Annotated in this window: 15 protein-coding genes and 1 pseudogene; 5 read left to right on the forward strand and 11 right to left on the reverse strand. The window is 33.4% G+C overall.

Features of this window, described 5'->3' with window-relative positions; genetic code table 11:
* Positions 1 to 772, reverse strand: a pseudogene (locus GOQ24_RS03335) (hypothetical protein); the annotation flags it as partial.
* Between the two features lie 449 nt (positions 773 to 1,221).
* On the opposite strand from GOQ24_RS03335, the gene GOQ24_RS03340 reads away from it, so the two are divergent.
* The 3 genes from GOQ24_RS03340 (at position 1,222) to rplS (ending at position 4,279) form a co-directional block, all read left to right on the forward strand.
* Positions 1,222 to 2,856 (forward strand): reverse transcriptase domain-containing protein, encoded by a 1,635-nt coding sequence (locus tag GOQ24_RS03340; protein ID WP_160339101.1) that lies wholly within the window; start codon positions 1,222 to 1,224, stop codon positions 2,854 to 2,856.
* Positions 2,857 to 3,110: 254 nt separating this feature from the next.
* On the forward strand, positions 3,111 to 3,713 hold the full coding sequence (locus tag GOQ24_RS03345; protein WP_155091762.1) for a nitroreductase family protein: 603 nt from the start codon (positions 3,111 to 3,113) through the stop codon (positions 3,711 to 3,713).
* Between the two features lie 215 nt (positions 3,714 to 3,928).
* Entirely contained in the window at positions 3,929 to 4,279 is a 351-nt protein-coding gene (gene rplS / locus GOQ24_RS03350; RefSeq protein ID WP_155091763.1) for a 50S ribosomal protein L19, read from the forward strand.
* Between the two features lie 127 nt (positions 4,280 to 4,406).
* Here rplS and GOQ24_RS03355 read toward each other — a convergent pair whose 3' ends face one another.
* From GOQ24_RS03355 to GOQ24_RS03365, 3 genes are all read right to left on the reverse strand, one after another.
* Positions 4,407 to 8,072, reverse strand: a complete 3,666-nt coding sequence (locus GOQ24_RS03355; RefSeq protein WP_160339102.1) for an ABC transporter permease/M1 family aminopeptidase — start codon at positions 8,070 to 8,072, stop codon at positions 4,407 to 4,409.
* A 4-nt stretch (positions 8,073 to 8,076) separates the two neighbouring features.
* Positions 8,077 to 8,952, reverse strand: a complete 876-nt coding sequence (locus GOQ24_RS03360) for an ABC transporter ATP-binding protein (protein ID WP_160339103.1) — start codon at positions 8,950 to 8,952, stop codon at positions 8,077 to 8,079.
* Positions 8,953 to 9,033: 81 nt separating this feature from the next.
* Positions 9,034 to 9,915: an outer membrane beta-barrel protein gene (locus tag GOQ24_RS03365; RefSeq protein WP_160339104.1), complete on the reverse strand. Its 882-nt coding sequence runs from the start codon at positions 9,913 to 9,915 to the stop codon at positions 9,034 to 9,036.
* A 183-nt stretch (positions 9,916 to 10,098) separates the two neighbouring features.
* On the opposite strand from GOQ24_RS03365, the gene GOQ24_RS03370 reads away from it, so the two are divergent.
* Complete coding sequence (locus GOQ24_RS03370) at positions 10,099 to 11,592, forward strand: SulP family inorganic anion transporter (protein ID WP_160339105.1); 1,494 nt, start codon at positions 10,099 to 10,101, stop codon at positions 11,590 to 11,592.
* An 84-nt stretch (positions 11,593 to 11,676) separates the two neighbouring features.
* On the forward strand, positions 11,677 to 11,829 hold the full coding sequence (locus GOQ24_RS16435; RefSeq protein ID WP_166520719.1) for a hypothetical protein: 153 nt from the start codon (positions 11,677 to 11,679) through the stop codon (positions 11,827 to 11,829).
* A gap of 360 nt (positions 11,830 to 12,189) precedes the next feature.
* Here the strand turns inward: GOQ24_RS16435 and GOQ24_RS03375 are convergent, their stop codons facing one another.
* From GOQ24_RS03375 to GOQ24_RS03405, 7 genes are all read right to left on the reverse strand, one after another.
* On the reverse strand, positions 12,190 to 12,612 hold the full coding sequence (locus tag GOQ24_RS03375) for a hypothetical protein (RefSeq protein WP_160339106.1): 423 nt from the start codon (positions 12,610 to 12,612) through the stop codon (positions 12,190 to 12,192).
* Positions 12,613 to 12,737: 125 nt separating this feature from the next.
* Positions 12,738 to 13,769: a PLP-dependent cysteine synthase family protein gene (locus GOQ24_RS03380; RefSeq protein WP_155091770.1), complete on the reverse strand. Its 1,032-nt coding sequence runs from the start codon at positions 13,767 to 13,769 to the stop codon at positions 12,738 to 12,740.
* A gap of 87 nt (positions 13,770 to 13,856) precedes the next feature.
* Entirely contained in the window at positions 13,857 to 15,920 is a 2,064-nt protein-coding gene (locus GOQ24_RS03385) for a S9 family peptidase (RefSeq protein ID WP_160339107.1), read from the reverse strand.
* A 96-nt stretch (positions 15,921 to 16,016) separates the two neighbouring features.
* Positions 16,017 to 16,328 carry a hypothetical protein gene (locus GOQ24_RS03390; RefSeq protein ID WP_155091772.1) on the reverse strand — a complete coding sequence of 104 codons (312 nt, stop codon included), beginning with the start codon at positions 16,326 to 16,328 and terminating at the stop codon, positions 16,017 to 16,019.
* A gap of 79 nt (positions 16,329 to 16,407) precedes the next feature.
* Positions 16,408 to 17,919, reverse strand: a complete 1,512-nt coding sequence (locus GOQ24_RS03395; RefSeq protein ID WP_155091773.1) for a PH domain-containing protein — start codon at positions 17,917 to 17,919, stop codon at positions 16,408 to 16,410.
* Positions 17,912 to 18,481 carry a PH domain-containing protein gene (locus GOQ24_RS03400; RefSeq protein WP_160339108.1) on the reverse strand — a complete coding sequence of 190 codons (570 nt, stop codon included), beginning with the start codon at positions 18,479 to 18,481 and terminating at the stop codon, positions 17,912 to 17,914. Before GOQ24_RS03400 ends, GOQ24_RS03395 begins: the two co-directional genes overlap by 8 nt.
* A gap of 146 nt (positions 18,482 to 18,627) precedes the next feature.
* On the reverse strand, positions 18,628 to 19,155 hold the full coding sequence (locus GOQ24_RS03405; protein ID WP_155091775.1) for an NADPH-dependent FMN reductase: 528 nt from the start codon (positions 19,153 to 19,155) through the stop codon (positions 18,628 to 18,630).
* Positions 19,156 to 19,229: the final 74 nt, after the last annotated feature.

Genomic DNA, 19,229 nt, shown 5'->3' on the forward strand with positions numbered 1-19,229 from the left:
ATAGAGAATACTTCACTGATAATCCATCAGTCCCCTCTAAAACTAAAGGTTTTTTTAACTCAATTAAGTTAAATGAGTTACTTTCAATCTGTTCTTTATATTCACTCAACAAATCATTTGTAATTCCTTCTATTTTTAAGTCTATCAAATACAAATTTTCTATTCTAAATGATTCCTCAGAAAAAGTTTTACTCTGAGAGTTATACCACTTACATTTTAACTCAATTGCAGGCTCACCTGTATGGCTACAAAATTTATCTTTCTCATCAATAAATTTACATCCAATAACAGTCATTATGGGAGGTAAAAACTCTAAATGATTTGTTTCTACCAAATCACCATTCTCTTTTGTTCTATTTATTTTATGTTTGAATAGTTCTAAATCAACTGATTTCAATACAACCTGCTTATAAATATACTTTTCTTCAATATCTTTTCTTACTTCCTCAACAGTAGTATATTCAGAACCTAACTCTTTCAAAAAGGAGCGTCTTTCTTCTGATTTCACATAAGAATTTCCACATTTTATCAACTCTTCTGAATTCATCCTTTTTGACACATACTTTCCATCTCTCGAATTGTAATAAATACATTCAACAAACTCTTTTGCTTTTCTACCAGTTTTAGTATTAAATTTTTCTCCTTCACCTTTCTTATTTACCACCATTATAGGAGCAGTATAATCAGCATACATTGCTATTTTAATTTCTTGATCATTTGTAGTATATGGATGTGTTTTATAAAAAACAACATCCCCTATTTTTAATGCCATATATTCTTATTTTTCAGTTAATAGTACACAAATATACCTATATTTGTATGGACTGCGAGTAAAAGTCATATTACCGTTGTGTGGATTAAAGACATTTTGTCTACTTTATAATAAAGAGATTATAGAGGTAAAGGAATCATAAATTTATTAAGATCCAAATCTTTCTTAATATTTATTTCTCGACCTCTACAGTTGTCATTAAACAACCAGGAGAGTAGAGAAGATATTATAAATGATATTGCTTCTAATAAACTATTTGTATCTAATGTAAATACAGTTGATAATATAAATTCCATAACTATTAATTTAGGGGTTAATAAACTATTAATTAATTTTGATACAAAGATAATCGTCAGTCCAATGACTCAGTTACTGGGTACTAATCCAACCTTAAGGTGTATGTAATATAAAAGACGTTATTGTTTACTCGCAGTTATTTTTTGATTAATATGGAAAAACCTATTTGGCTTAAAGAAAAAGGCTATCTTCACTTATCTCCATCTTTACAAATAGGTAAAGATTTTAAACGAATTGTACAAATAATTCAAAATCCCCAGTTCATTAGTAAGTATGCCTTTTACCCACTGATACATACCAATATTAGTGATAGAAAATATAAAAAAGGAAATAGTAAAAAGCACACTACTGATGATAGAAGTCATACGCATTATGACATAGAAACTAAAGAACCAATACGTAATGCTAAAGTTCGCCCTTTACATTATGCCAGTCACTTTGATTCATTAGTCTATAGTTACTATGCTTATCTATTAAATCAAGCATACATTACTAAACTTGAAGAAGAACCTTTACTCAATCAAGCAGTTACTGCTTATAGAAAAATCTTAATTAATAAAGATAGTTCTAGTGGTAAAAGTAACATTCACTTTGCTAAAGAGTGTTTTGACGAGATTAAACAAAGAGCGATTGAATCAGAAGAAGTAATGGTATTAGCTTTTGACCTAAAAAGTTTCTTTTCAACATTAGATCACAAGTATCTTAAAGAAAAATGGGCTTGGCTATTAAATGAACCAAAACTACCAGACGACCATTATAATGTCTTTAAATCTTGTACTAACTTTAGTTATGTATTACTTGATGACTTACGATTAACTAAAACTAGAAAAGGCGGTAGAAAAAGAGGTTTTGACGAATCTAAGCTTGCAGACATACGTAAAAAGAAAGGTTACCGCTCTTTCTTCTATGACAATGAAGATTTTAGAAATCATATAAAAGAAGGTAAACTACCTGTTTTTAAGAATCACTTTTATAGAGAACTTAACAATGGCAAAAAAGTACAAATGGGAATACCACAAGGTCTTCCTATTAGTGCAACTCTTGCTAATCTCTACTTATATGAATTTGATTTAACAATTATAAATACTATTGTAAAACAACAAGGAGGGTTCTATAGACGATACTCTGACGATATTCTTATTATCTGTAATCCAAGTCAAGAAAAGCAAATTGAGGAATCTGTACTTAACTTAATTAAAAGTTATCACATTCGAATTAGCGAAGAAAAAACAGAAAAATTTCTATTCAAAAAAGTAATCTTTAACAAGACTAAAGACACTCGTCTTGAATGTTTTAAAATAAAGAATATTGATAACTCTATTAAACTTGTACCTTCACATTTAACTTATTTAGGATTTGAATTTAGAGGATATAATGTATGTATTAAGTCTCCAAATCTATCTAAATATTACAGAAAAATTATATCAACAATAAAAAGAAGAAGTAAAAGAACTTTAAGACTATTAGAAGAAGATTCTAGTACCAAAACAGCCTTATACCTTAATCAACTTAAAAAAGTATACAATTTACCTATAAAACACCCAGATACAGAATTACAAGAACTTCGTACTTTAAAACGTAAACGTTATAGACTTGTAAAACATATAGATGGTTTTTTCCATTTTGAACATTTTGAAGTCAAAAACAAAAAAAAGGCAAACTATTATAGTTACGTTCTTCGTTGTAGTACAACTTTTGAAACGGATAGCTTTAAAAAACAAGTGCGAAAAAGAAAACATATAGCTTACACTGCTATAAATAAACACTTTACTTCAAATTTAAAATAGACTATAAATAAAGCTCCTCAGTTATCATTGGTTACAAGTCTGAGATATAACACATATCTTAAATAATTTACAACAACTAACATTTTAAAATCAATATTTCATAACCGCATCCATGCAAAACTTAAACATCATAAATGTGAAATTCTTCATGATTTAAAACACAACTGCACTAATCCGGCAGCTTTACCTTATGGGTATCCCATTCTTAATTCGTAAATTTGGACAATTAGAATTGTATAACATAACCTTATAAAATGAGTTTTTTAGAGATTGCTAAAAGCAGATACACTACCAAAAAATACGATGCGACTAAGTCTGTTACTACAGATCAATTAGAACAACTAAAACAAATTTTACAACTTAGTCCCTCATCGATTAACAGTCAACCTTGGAAATTTACAATTGTACAAAGTCCTGAGCTAAAAGATTTACTTGCCACGAAGTCTGCTTTTAATGAGCAAAAGATAAAAGATGCAAGTCATCTGATTGTTTTCAATGTACTCAGTACAAAAGAAAACTACGAAAAACTACGCTTAGCAAATGCTGCTGAAGGTTCGAAGATGTATTACAACAACTTTTTAAAACCTAAATCAGAAGAAGAAGTTACAGCTTGGTTGAAGAATCAAGTATACATCTCATTAGGTTTCTTTCTTGCAGCTTGTGGATCAATGGGTATTGATGCAACACCAATGGAGGGAATTGACACTGGTGAATTTGACAAAATTATCAACCAAGACGGCATTTACAAAAGTACTTTTGCTGTTGCAATTGGACATAGAGATAGTGAAGATGCTAACCAACCAAGTCAAAATCCTAAAACGCGTTTAGCACAAGAAATAGTAATTGAAGTAAGGTAACAATCATTTCAATCACCCATGACAATTACATTTTGTATCAACTTGTAAAAACAGACAATTAAGACATCTAACAAATAGATTAGCAGCGAATTACAATTTAAAAATAATTCATCAGTTTTTCTATTTTATTTTATATATTTGCACTCGATTTAGATCAACCTCTGGCGAGGTCCGTGTATGTTGCTCTGAACAATAACTATTATACATTTTTTACAATGGCAGATTTAATGAAATTCGTTCAAGACGAATTAATCGCAAAAAAAGACTTTCCAGAATTCAACGCTGGAGATACTATCACAGTTTACTACGAAATTAAAGAGGGTGACAAAAAAAGAACTCAGTTCTTTAAAGGAGTAGTTATTCAAAGAAGAGGACATGGTGCTACTGAAACTTTTACAATCCGTAAAATGTCAGGTAACGTAGGTGTTGAGCGTATCTTCCCTGTAAACATGCCAGCTTTAGAGAAAATCGAAGTGAACCAAAGAGGTAAAGTTCGTAGAGCTCGTATCTTCTACTTCAGAGAACTTACTGGTAAAAAAGCAAAAATCAAAGAAAGAAGAAGATAATCAACTTTCTAAGAGTTATAAAAAAAGAGATTGTACAATGTGCAATCTCTTTTTTTTATGTCTTAAATGTCGAAAAAAAAGCTATACAGAATCTGTATAGCTTTTCAAAATCAAATTATAAAACCATTTATTTCAACTTATAACGATTGTCATACGTCTGAGTATCAATCAACTTATAATAAGGATCAATCCCCACTTCACTTGGCTTCTCATCTACTATAATTGTAAAGTCATTCTCTATGGCCCTTATCTTAACCTTCTGTAGATAAAGTACTTTCTCTGCATCACCTTTTGACTCCACAACTTTATTGTCAATCGCAAAAACACCTACTTCAACATAATCTCTTAAACGGATAGATTCCTTAACTTCCCCATTACTATCTTGATAGAAGATTTTAGGTGGACCATCTTCATCGTAAATCTTCTCACCTTCATCGTTAGAGCGGTACTTACTGACAATTGCTCTAAACTTAACTTCATACTGACCATTCTCAAGTTGCTTTACCTCAGCCTTTTCTATATAATTGTCATACAAAGTAATTGTCTCAAACATATCTTTCACCATATACTTTAGAGAATCAGGAGTTGCTAAATAAATATCATCAACTAATTCCTTTGCTACAGTATAAGGAGCTTCTTGAAAGGCTACTTTCTTAATATACTGTTTAAGAACATCATTAAACACTTTATCTCCTAAATAATCACTCATCGTATAAAATACTACAGAACCTTTGTTATAGTGAATATACTGTTGATTCTCATTATACATTAAAGGAAATTCCTTTTTAGACTCGTTTTTTCTACTCATCAAATAAGAATCTAAAGCTACCTTCAGGAACTTTCGCATCTGCCCTTTGCCGTATTCTTGCTCTAAAACTTTTAAGGAGCTATACTCTGATAAGCTTTCAGATAACATCGTAGCCCCTTTTACATTGGCCCCAATGACCTGATGAGCCCACCACTGATGAGCTACTTCATGTGAAGTAACTGAAAAAGGATAATCTACTGCATCGTTATTTGATTCATCTACTTTTGCTATAAAGCCAATTGTTTCCGAGAATGGAATTGTATTTGCAAAAGACTGTGCAAATGCTCCCATAGTCAAAGGAAATTCAATGATACGCACTTGTTTATGCTGATATGGACTAAAATTCTCAGTGTAATAATCTAAAGATTTTTTTACTCCCTTAATCATTCTATCTATATTATAGTCATGCCCTTTATGATAGTAAATTTCAATATTTACATCATTCCATTTCTCTCTTTTCACTTCATATTTAGCCGAATTATAAGCATAGAAATTCAACATTTTCTGATCCATCTTATAATGGAAGTAGTTTCTATCCTTGTCAACCCATTGCTTTTCTAAATAACCTGGAGCGATTGCAATCTGATCAGAAGAAGTACTTACAGTTGTCTCAAAAGTTATCCAATCTGAATCACTCGATATATAGGTATTAGCTAAAGCATTAGGATCCGTTTGATCAGCCAAACGTTCTCTCTCTGGTAAATCATACTTTTGGCGCACATTATTGTCCGAAAGTTCACGCTGACGTTGATACCCGATTTGAGGAAAATGACCATTATTTATAAAAGTACCATTTTCTAAAACAGGTGAATTAGAACGAATTAACGTATTGGGTTTATTCTCAACTACAAAGTGCATATTAACAGCATCGCCTGGCTTAAGACTTTCTCGCATTTTATATAACTGATACCCACTGATACTATCAATAGTAACTAAATCAGCACCATCAATACTAATTAGATTCTTATAATCAGTAAGACAGTTTATCAATAGCGTATCTATAGCCTGCGTTGTCTTGTTCTTTAGGATGTATTTTCCTTGTGCTTTAAAGTCCCTTGAAGCAGGATAAATATCCATGTCAACCTTAACATCTACTATTCTCGGCTGGGCTAATTGTTCATACTTCTTATATTTCTTTTCAATATCAACTGTCAGAAGCTCTATATCTTTAGCAGACCTATAAACATTCAATACCTTATTCTCGTAGTATAAATAACTACCTAAGGCAAGAAATGCAACAAGAAAAATAGCTGTTGGGATTACGATGATGCTTGTTGCTCTGTCTTTTGCAATCGCAAAGCGTTCTTTGACTCCAGCAAAACCACCTCTTCTCCAAAACAGCAAGGTTAATCCACTAATAAAACACACAAATAACAACCAATAAAGTGCATAAATATAAAACTTACCAACACCTACACCATAACCATCCATATCTGAATACCTTGGAGTAGGTAAATCATTAAAGTAAAAGATAAGCTGTTCAATACCCAATTTGCTGATATAATTCCAACCTATACTCATCGTCAAAAGAGCAAAGAAACCTACAATATAGTTTCTAAAAGCACTTTGAAATGCAATACTCATCAATGCCCATATAATAAATTCTATCCACTGGAAACCTAATAAGTCTTTAAAATACAGTCCAATCTCAAAATTATAATACCCCTTATAAGCTTGTATTGCAACACCGGCAAACAAAATAACCATCAACAGCGTAAACTGCATGAATATTAAGGCGATAAACTTTGATGCAAAAAACACCCAGTTAGGAGTTGAAGTTGAATCTATTAAAAGATTCATTCGCGATAAGATACCTCTATGAACTAAAATTCCCGCCCCTAAAAAAGTATTGATTAAAATAAAAAACTGAAATGTAGACCCAGGTACTTCAAGCATTTGCCTTGTTACTGGATAAGTCTCCGTTCCGTACATCATAGATAAAACCGATGCAACAGACATCATAAACAATAACCCTACTCCTACTAAAATCAGGAATACATTATTCTTTACCAAATGAACATAATCTAACTTCGCAAACGAAAAGACGTTCTTCAATTGTTGAACAAACGAGAAATTATACGTTACTTTAGGTAAATTGATTAGGTACAAACCTCCGAAATTATTCTTTGTCACTCTTTCTCCTTTCTCCTTTTTGGCAAACGAAAGCGTAAAACCAAACTGAGAAAATTGAAATACAATTCCCAAGAACAATAAAAACAACAATGATATACTAATCCAGATCAAACGATTATAGATAAACCACTGTTCTAATGGTAAACTATTGTTGTTTATATCATATATAGTCCAATATTGCGTATAATAGCTGATTGCTTGCTGACCTGAAGGATCTAACAGAGAAGCTACTACACGATATTCTTCCTCTCCTGCAAGCGCATTGACAAAGCCCTTGAACACCATGATAACTAATATAAACACAAAGCCAATGTATACATTGCGCGAAAGCGTAACTAATACAAAGACAATACTTCCCATCAAGAACATATTTGGAATGATACTATACAAATATACTTGCATATAGTTCCAAAACAGATTAGGCCCGAGCAAGTCTGAATTAGCCATTGGTGATAAAGTCGCTAAAAAGACACCTAAACCAATCAAAAAAGAAATACTTAAGGTAACCGTAAAGGCGCTTAAGAACTTCCCTGCTAAATAGTCAAACTTTGAAAAAGAATAAGAATACAGAATATTGTGTACATTATACTTGTAATCTCTATAAATAGAAGCTCCTATTATAGAGGGAAACAAAAAGTACAACAGTGAATTAAACGACTCTATTATGTTGTTAACCATAAGTGGTGAATTCATCTTTAACAGTGATGCTGTTGTCGCTTTTACTTCATCAAACACACCTATGCTACTTGCCATTACAAAAAAAGACAATACGAAAAACAACACAGCATATACGTAGAAAACCCAACTCTTAAACCATCGTTTAAGCTCAAATGAATAAATAGTTCCAAACATAAGCTTAATCCTTTTTAAGTGCTACAAAATACACATCTTCTAAATTTGGCTTTACTTGCACAAATCCTTCTGTTTGCAAAGACTCAGTTGAATATACACGTATATTTATTCTGTTGTCCTGATTGTACTTACTCGATAAGATATTCAACTGCTCATTATAAACAATAGCTTCCTCTCGACTAACCTCTTTATTCCAGATTAAGCCTTCTAATTTTTGTTCAGCTACACGCGGCGTATTACGCTCAAGTAATCTACCACCATTTAATATAGACATCTCGTGGCAAAGCTCATTGACGTCATCAACAATGTGAGTAGAGAAGATAACCGTATTATTTGTACCAATCTCTCTTAGCACATTTAAAAACCTATGTCTTTCTGCTGGATCAAGACCCGCTGTAGGTTCATCTACGATAATTAACTTAGGGTCATTCAACAACAATTGAGCGATACCAAAGCGCTGTTTCATTCCTCCAGAATATCCACTTACACTTTTATTTCTCACCTCAAACAAATTAGTAACCTCAAGTACTTTATCTACAATTTCTTTGCGTTGTGATGTATTTGACACCCCTTTCAAGCGAGCAAAATAATGAAGTAAATCTAATGCTGACATATTGGGATAAACCCCAAAATCTTGTGGCAAATACCCCAATAATTTCCTAAACTCATTTTGTTGTTCTAACACATTGATATCACCAAAATAAATACTTCCAGTATCAGGCTTTTGCAACGTTGCTATGGTTCGCATTAAAGAAGATTTTCCAGCACCATTAGGACCTAATAAACCAAACATCCCTGCACCAATTTCTAAGTCCAAATTATCTAATGCTCTTACACCATTTTTGTAAGTTTTACTTAAGTTTTTAATTACTAATTTCATAATAACACTTTTGATTGTACTCTATAAGTAGCAATTTATTAAGTTTTGTTACAAAATATTAGCACATTTATCTTTTAAACTTTACCACTTAAAAGAATACATAGCCTTCAATCCGAATGAAGCAGTATTGTAATTCACTTTCTTACCCAAGGCTTCTACCAGAGAATTAAGGTGCAAAGGCTGATCTTCATTATCAGTATACTCAATTAGCATTGCTCCCTTTTCCTTAAATTTAGAAGCTTGATTATTCAATCCAACATCAGCATAGAGTCCGAGATACAAGCTTTGTCGAAATGCAAATTCTCTTTTAATTCCTACTTCAATAGTCCATGAAAGGCGATTAGCTAACTTTACATTCTTTGATTTTTGCAATCTGGAAAAATCACCTAACCCCATAAAAGAAGGGTCATTTAATTCTATATAATACTCTTGCATTTCAAGGGAAGTACTGACGTTTCTCCATTGAATATCAACTTTACTATTAGCAGCGAAAGAATATGCGAAACCCGTACGAATAGACACATCTACTTTACCTGGAATGATATATTGAATACTGATTGGAATACTCACATTAGTAAACTCCCATTCCTCAACATAAGACTCCCCTTTGTACTTAAATATGTTCAATTTACTATCATCGATATAGCCATTTTGCGCAATACCTTTAGCATCATAAGCAATATTATTCTTACCTATTTTTGTTCCTATACCCAGTGTCCAATAACGATTTAAGTAATAATCATATCGAAAATCTACTCCAAACTCCGCTTTAACTTTTCGATCAAAATTTTGAGGAACACTGCCAAACAGAAATCCTACACCTCCTCCTATACCTACTGCAGCCTCGTGTTTGTCTATTACCCATTTCTCTTGGGCAAAAAGGTTTGTCTTGCCAATAAACAAAAATGCAATAACAAAACACACAAAATAAGCAACTGAATTGAATCGTAATCTGAAGTACATACCCATAGTTATTTTAGTTAACACTTGTTTAAAAAATCTTTTCCAATATACAGATAGGATTCTCAACTACAAATAGTTAACAGCATAAAAAATAAAAAAAAGTAAACAAAGACACATTTTTCAATTGATACTCACCGAAACCCCTATAATCTACTACTTTTGCATCGTATAAACTTTCACGATATGCTACCGAACATTCTTGGGTATAAAAAAGCTGACATTAAGGTTCAGAACGAATTATTAGCTGGTTTAACAGTAGCGATGACTATGATTCCAGAATCACTGTCATTTGCAATTCTCGCAGGTTTACATCCCTTGACAGGTTTATACGCTGCCTTTCTTATGGGGATAATCACAGCTATTTTTGGTGGTCGACCTGGAATGGTTTCTGGAGGAGCTGGAGCTACTATTATTGTAATGATTTCTCTTGTCGCTCTTTATGGTGTAGAATACTTATTTGCTGCCGTTGTTCTGGCAGGAATAATACAAATAAGTGCAGGTCTTTTCAAGCTTGGACGATTTGTGCGTTTTATCCCTCAGCCTGTTATGTATGGTTTTTTAAATGGTCTTGCAGTCGTAATATTCTTTGCTCAGATTGCACAATTTAAAGTAAATGACACTTGGCTTACAGGAAGTCCGCTTTACTTGATGATAGGTTTGACCGTAGTGACCCTAATAATAGTCACGCTAATGCCTAAACTAACCAAAACGATACCTGCAACTCTTGTAGCTATAGTAGTCATTACAGCTATCGTATTTTTCTTTCAAATAGATACGAGAAAAGTAATGGATATCGCTCACATCAGTGGAGCTTTGCCAAGTTTTCACATTCCGAGTATCCCCTTTACCTTAGAGACACTACAGATTATACTGCCTTTTTCGCTTGTTATGGCTGGTGTGGGACTGATCGAATCACTGTTAACTTTAAGCATTGTCGATGAAATAACAAACACAAAAGGAAACACAAATAAAGAAGCTATTGCGCAAGGAATAGCTAATATGACAAATGGTTTTTTTGGAGGAATGGGAGGTTGTGCGATGATTGCACAGACACTCGTCAACTTAGATGCAGGAGCCAAAAGCCGAATTGCAGCTATAGTCGGATCTATCACTATTTTGTTAGTCATACTTGTAGGGGCACCTATTATTGAACAAATTCCCTTAGCCGCACTTGTAGGGGTAATGATTATGGTATCTATCACTACCTTTAAATGGGTTTCCTTTCAATTAGTTACCCGTATGCCAAAAGCAGATATTTTTGTTCTATTCTTGGTAACTGCCATTATCATCACAACACACAATCTTGCCTTAGCTGTATTAATAGGAGTTATCGTCTCTGCATTAGTATTTGCTTGGGATAATGCTATACGCATTCGCGCGCGAAAATCATTTGATAAGAACGGCAATAAAGTCTATGCCATATATGGTCCTTTATTCTTTGGTAGCACAACCACTTTCATTGAGAAATTTACACCAGATAAAGACACTCAGATCATTACTATCGATTTTAAAGAATCGCGTATCGTGGATATGTCTGCATTAGAAGCCTTAAAAAAAGTCACAGATAAATACGAAGATATTCAAAAGAGAGTCATAGTTCTAAATATCAATCCGGAAGGAAAAAGACTAATAGAAAACTCCAAACTACTCAAGAACAACATATTAGAAAACAATTAGATTAAACTCCGTGTGATTCTTTTATTAGGCAATATTCTTTATATTTGAGTTATAATCTTATACCAATCAAAAAAAACTATAATCATGCTTAAAATATCACTATCTCTATTACTTGCTATCTTAGGAGGTTACCTTATTTTTTTAGGACTTAAAGTCGATATGTTACCTCCTACTATTACTGGAATTGGTTTCTTTATCATTGCTATTATCTTTAATCTTCCTAAAGACAAAAAGTAAACGCTACTTCTTTTTTGAAATAGCTTTTAATTACAACCATACAGTTCTCGACTACCCTATTATTTATTAAATAAATAACTATCATACAACAACATAACACAAAAAAAACTTATTAAGGATGAAGAAATAAAATGCGTTTACTAATACATATACCAATAATAATCTTCAAAAAAGATAAACATTATTGTACTGATAAGCGCCATCTTTAACCCAGATTATGCGATAGACATATAAACGAAAAATAATTATACAAAATAGCTCTGAATTAGTGAGTAAAGCACACTATAGTATGGTTTTAGAACTCATGAAAGAGATATGAAGTAGAATTGTCCTTTAACTATATAATTATTCAATTAGAACTTAAAAATCCATCTCATATTTAAACTTAAATCCCTTAGGAGCCTTTATAGTATCTCTTTCATACATATTCATATACAGCTCAATTGTATCTTTCTTGCCCTCTACATAAACTTTATAAACATCCAGCAATCCCCTCCCATACCTTCCATTCTCCGTAGCAAAAGGACAGCAACTTCCTACTCTATTATATACAATTGGATTACCATCTAAATCGACTAGCTCTTTCAAATATATACGTTCACTCTCTGGGCCGATACTATCTTTAGCACCACCGATCATAATTGGGTTAGTCGAAGTATAACCAAATTCATTTTCACCTATATCTACTTTGATTGATGCTAAATCGTCTACAGTCTTTTGCTTTTTACAGCTTGAGAAAAACAAACAAACTGACCCCATTAACAATAAAACAATTTTTCTCATAATTTTACAATAAAATATCTAACAAAAATCAAATTTAACGATAAAATAAATCTTAAAAAAAACAAAAAAGCACCTAATCCGAAGATTGATGCTTTTTCTTTAAAATATAATGTGTGCGTATTTTATTACTTCACATAATTGATTTCATTCTTAGGTTCTCCATCTAAGAAACCTTGTTGTTCCATCCAAGTATCACTGTAAATTTTACTCATATAACGTGATCCGTGATCTGGAAATAGCATCACAACAACACTATCCTTATCAAACTCACCTTGTGCAGCATATTGTCTTGTCGCTTGTAATACAGCTCCTGAAGTATATCCCATAAAGAGTCCTTCAGTTCGAGCCAATTCACGTGCAGCTTGTGCAGCGTCCTTATCAGTTACTTTCATAAACTTATCTATAACAGAGAAATCCGTTGCTGTAGGGATTAGGTTTTTTCCTAATCCTTCTATCTTGTAGGGAGCAATTTCATTTGGATCTAATTCTCCCGTTTCATGATATTTTTTCAACACCGAACCATAAGCATCAACTCCGAGAACTTTGATATTTGGGTTTTTCTCTTTTAAAAACCTTGCTGTCCCAGAGATTGTTCCACCTGTTCCAGAACAACATACGAAGTGGGTAATCTTACCTCCTGTCTGTTCCCAAATCTCAGGTCCTGTTGACATATAGTGTGCTTCTGTATTTAACTCATTGAAATACTGATTAATATAAATTGAATTAGGCAATTCCTTTTGTACACTTTTAGCAACCTCATAGTATGAACGAGGATCATCAGCTGGTACATTTGCAGGACAAACATAAACTGTAGCTCCCATTGCACGAAGCATGTCAATTTTGTCCGCAGAAGATTTATCACTTACTGATAATACACATTTATATCCCTTAATAGCACTTACCATAGCAATACTAAATCCAGTATTACCTGAGGTTGTTTCTACGATTGTACTTCCTGGTTTTAAAAGTCCTTTTTTCTCAGCAGCTTCAATAATATATAAGGCAATTCTATCTTTTGCAGAATGCCCTGCATTAAATGCTTCTACTTTTCCATAGAAATTTCCTGCTAAGCCTTCCGTTACTTTTGGTAGTTTAACTAAAGGTGTATTTCCAATAAAAGACAATACATTATCAAAAGCTTGAATATCTTCTTTCATAACTATTTAATTATAATGACAACCTGTTTTTAGTGAAAACATTTGTCAATTTTACTATTCTAACAAATTTACTAAAAAGGAAATTAACTAAGCGTTAATTCCTTCTAAATCTAACATAAAAGCGAACTCTTTAGCCACCTCTTTTAAAGACTCAAATCGCCCAGATGCTCCTCCGTGACCAGCATCCATATTCGTATCTAAGTACAGCTGATTATGATCGGTCTTTGTCACGCGCAGTTTTGCCACCCATTTAGCTGGCTCCCAGTACTGAACTTGAGAATCGTGTAAGCCTGTAGAGATATACATATTGGGATATTGTTGAGCAACGACATTGTCTATTGGCGAATAGGACAACATATAATCGTAATACTCTTTTTCGTTTGGATTCCCCCATTCATCGTACTCTCCCGTTGTCAATGGAATTGTATCATCCAACATCGTAGTCATCACATCTACAAAAGGAACTTGAGCGATAACTCCGTTGTATAAATCAGGACGCTTATTCACGATTACTCCCATTAACATACCGCCAGCTGAACCTCCTTCAGCATACAAGTGCTTAGGTGAAGTATAACCTTGAGCGATTACGTGCTCAGAACAAGCTATAAAATCGTCAAACGTATTCCATTTTGTCAATAACTTTCCGTCTTCATACCATTGACGTCCCATATCCTCACCTCCTCTTACATGAGCAATTGCATAGACAAATCCCCTGTCAAGTAAGCTCAATCGAGTTGTCGAAAAGTAAGGTTCCATCGAATATCCATACGATCCGTAAGCGTATAACAAGAAAGGGTTATTTCCATCTTTCTGTAAATCTTTTTTGTAAATCAAGGACATTGGCACTTGCACTCCATCTTTAGCAGTAGCCCATATTCTTTCTTCTATGTAATTCTCTTTGTCAAAATCTCCGATTACCTCTTGTTCTTTTCGCACTGTTTTCTCCTGAGTACGCATATTAAAATCAACAATCGAAGAAGGTGTTTTTAGCGATTGATAACCATATCGAAGTATTTCTGTATCAAAGTCAACATTAATACCTGTATAAGCATTATAAGTTTCACTCTCAAATGGCAAATAATACGCATTCTCTGGGGCGTTCCAAGGCATAATACACAAATGAGGTAATCCGTTTGATCGCTCCGAAATAACAAGGTAATCCCTAAAAATATCGACCCCCTCTAACAATACGTCTTCTCGATGTGCTATAACTTCTTCCCAGTGTTCGAAAGTAGTTTTATCTGTCGGACATTTCATCAACTTAAAGTTATCTGCATCATCCAAGTTAGTCATGATATAAAAATACTCACCATAATGAGAGATCGTGTACTCTACTTCTCTTTCTCTTGTTTGAAAGATTCTAAATTCTCCATCGGGATTATCTGCCTCAAGGATGCGACATTCACTTGTTAAAGTACTGTCATTGCCTATCACTAAATACTTGCGAGATTTCTCTTTGTAAATATGGGTATCAAATGTTTCATCTTCTTCATAATACACCAATACATCTTCTGTTGCAGCCGTACCTAATTTGTGTTTAAAAATCTTATCCGCGCGAAGTGTCACCTCATCTTTACGAGAGTAAAACAGTGTTTTATTATCTGATGCCCAAGTCGAACTTCCTGTCGTTTTTTCGATAGATAAAGGAAGAATCTCCCCTGTAGTCAAATTTTTAATGTGCAACACGTATTCTCTACGTGAAACTGTATCTACGGCAAAAGCTGCCCATTGATTATCTTCTGTTACATTAATTCCTCTCAAATGGAAATAGGAATGGCCTTCAGCCATTTCATTACAGTCAAACATTATTTCCTCATCAGCCTCTAAACTCCCTAATTTTCTTGAGTATATAGGGTAATCTTTTCCTTTTTCAAAACGAGTGATATAGTAATAACCATTGTAGAAATAAGGCACTGATGAATCATCTTCTTTTATTCTGCTTTTCATTTCTTCAAACAAGTCCTTCTGAAAAGCCTTCGTATGTGCAGTTTCCGCTTCGTAATATGCGTTTTCTGCATTCAAATAATCTATAACTTCCTGATCTTCTCTGTCATTTAGCCAGAAGTAATTATCAATTCGCGTGTGATTATGTGCTGTAATTTCGTGCGGCTTAATAGCTGCTAAAGGAGCTTTTCTTATATCTTTATTCATTATTACTATTGTTAAAACACAAAAGTAAGGTTTTAATAGCAAAAAATAGATTAACGCCTTTTAAATGAATTACCCACAAAAATAAAGCACTATATATCAACCAAATACCGCATAATTCTCCACAAATACTCTATAAAAAGCCATAGCAAATAGCAATGACACAACAAAGAGTGCTAAACTTGAAGACAAAATATCATAGCGAATGAAAGAAACAAATTGGTCGCCCTTTAATACTTTCATCGCCCTTGTCCTCTTGTAAAACACAAAGCCAATCGCAATACTAACTACTCCAACAAGTGTATTTAACAACCAACTACCACTATCGTAGATTAATCCTATAAAAAATAAAAGGCCTAACGACATACTCAATAGCGCATTCAAATAACCTATTACTTTGTTTAATTTCATTTTATTATATTTCTTTATTATGTCTCTCAACACCTTGCTGATACTCCATGACCACAGCAGTACCTATTTCCTCTTGTCACTACATCCAAGCCTTGTTTTGGTACTCCACTTCACAGAGCCACTGATCTCGAAGACGACAAAGCTCTCTGTACTTTGAAGTACTAAACCCAATCTTTCCTCCAGCTGTGTAAATGGTTAAACTACCAACATTATAATCCGCTTGCCACCAAAGCTGAGAAACGACTATCTTCTGAATCTTGTGTACCTGAACTATAGTATGGGTGATATCCCACGCCCCTGAACGGATACAAATAAAATCATCTGACACAATTAAAGCTCCATTTCGATAGTATCTCCAAATCAAAAAAGTGGAAAAAACGAAGTACACAACCATTGAACTTACAACCCATTTTATGTCAAATTCCCTATGCATCAGTAAGTAACCCACACACAAGGGAAGTACAACCAAGAAAAAAAATCTAAATCCAAAATAGCGATAATTGTGCTTTAACGTCGCTCCCTCTGTTGTAAACTCCTTATTGTAGAACATGTAGAACAAGTCTTTCATTTCCTCATTTGAGCAACCGGGAATTTCCAAAGCCGTTTTCTTATTCTTAGCATCACTCCCAGCAACTTGATAGACTTTAAAATTAGTAATCTGCCAAAGCTTTTGAAAATAGTTCCTTGTTGCTTTTACAATCTGTACCCTTGAAGGTTTGATAATTGTACTCTTGGTGTGAAGTAGTCCATAAGACAAAAACAAACTGCCATTCTTCAATACAATCTGATAATTGTAATAACGAATAATGGTTCGTATCAGATTCACGAGTAGCACTGCCAATAAAAAAACAGCAAAATACCCTATAATTTCTATTAGAACAATCTCCTTACCTTCGATATAATTCAGAGGATCTTCTTGATAAATGCCTTTATAGATTCGAGATCCTTCATAGAAAAGGGTATTCATAAATACAATAAACGCTCCAATGGTATACAGATAATTTGATGTCGCACCTACTTTAAACAAAGTAGAAAAACTAATCTGCTTCAACTGCTCTTCCTCTTGTTGAATCTGCTTTTCTATATCAGTTTCACCTTGTATTTCAACAGATTGCTTATATGCTAAAAGCGTTTCTTTAAGCTGCTGTCCAACTTCTAAAGACACTGCTGGTATGACACCTTCCTTAGCGCTACTACCTGCAGAGTCTATTTCAATGGCATAGACTTCCAGTATTTTATTTAAAAACGACTGATTGATATTTACTTGTTGAATTTTACTCAGTTGAATCATCGTTTTACTCTTATTGATGATTCCTTTTGAAATCACGAAAGAGTCGGTTTCTCTATCAATGTAAAAAGTAAAATAGCGATAATTCAAATAAGCAAATACCGATAAGACGACAATTGCCAAAATAACGCCATAAACCAAACTCATAGAAATGCTATAATCCGAACGACTTATGCGAACGAAAAGTATCAATAAAATAGGCAAAAAAGCCCGAGCTAATTTTTGAAAACCATTGAGAAAGTTGACAATGATACCGATAGGATCTTGTCGATGTACTTGGTAAAAGTCTATTATTTTACTCATTCTCCTCCGTATTTAAGCTATCTTCCGTTACCGCCAAAGGCTGTACTTTGGTGATGACATAAGCTTTAATTCGCTCTGCATCTTGTAGTTTAAGCCCAGGAATACTCAAATCCCCCATTTGTCCTCCAGCTGTAAAAAACTCTAATTCACACAAACCATATATTCTTGCAATAGCACCTTCGTACACCTCTATATGTTGCACCCTATTAAAGGGGATGACGATCTGCTTTTTATTTATAAGTCCTGTTTGATAGATGATATCATACTTTCTTACAGCATATCCTTTCTGTTTAAAAGCGAGTACACTCAAGATTACATTGCATATTCCTATACAAATAATAAACAGGGATAAAACATATTTATTCTTTTCTATTGGCAAAGCCGTTTCGACAAGATCACTGAAGAAAAAAACACTCAATCCAATGACAAAACACAACAGCAAACGAATGATAGCCCAGAACAACACAATTTTAAAATATTGCTTATCTAAACCAACAAACACCACTTCTTCTACGGTAGGAATACTACTCACTTCCACCTGATTATTGACAAAATCTTCCATTGTAATAACGCACTAAAACTCACTTAATATTCAGTTCTAAATATAGTATATAATTTCATATAATCGCTTTTTGAATACTGTCTTTTACAAAAAATGGAGAGCCAAAGATTCCCCTTTAGCTCTCCATTTCAAATGGTCAAAATTCGCTATAACTCTGAAGTAAACTTAGTTACTTTGTCGATTAATTCTGTTTTCAGTTCCGCGTTTATCACACCATTAACTACATCAAAATTCTCATAGAATTTGGGTAGGGCAAATGTCTCTCTGATATCTCCTCCAAAAGAAGGAAAAACAGTTTTAGCTATATTGAGCGAGTTCTGACCACCATAGCCTCCTGGAGAGGTTGACATCACAAACATCGGTTTGTCTTGAAACACTTTTAACTCCTTACGCGAACTCCAATCAAACAAACTCTTAAAAGCAGCAGTCCAATTTCGGTTGTGTTCTGACATAGAGCAAATAATTGCATCCGCCCCTTTTATTTTTTCCAAAAAGCGAATAGCTCCTTCAGGAAACTCTCTTTTTTCTTCATCTACAGAAAATGTTGGTACAGCGTAATCATTCAAATCTATTACTTCAACTTCCCCTACTGGAAGTAGAGAACAGGTAAATTCAACTAATTGCTTATTGATCGAGGTACTTGATGTACTTCCTGCAAAGGCTAATATTTTCATAGTTATATTTAATTTTTTAGCAATCTTATAATTTGTATTCTTTATTTACTTCATTCTATGTTCTCTTTTTTACC

The organism is Myroides sp. LoEW2-1 (genome assembly GCF_009767705.1).
In the GTDB taxonomy this organism is placed as follows: domain Bacteria; phylum Bacteroidota; class Bacteroidia; order Flavobacteriales; family Flavobacteriaceae; genus Flavobacterium; species Flavobacterium album_A.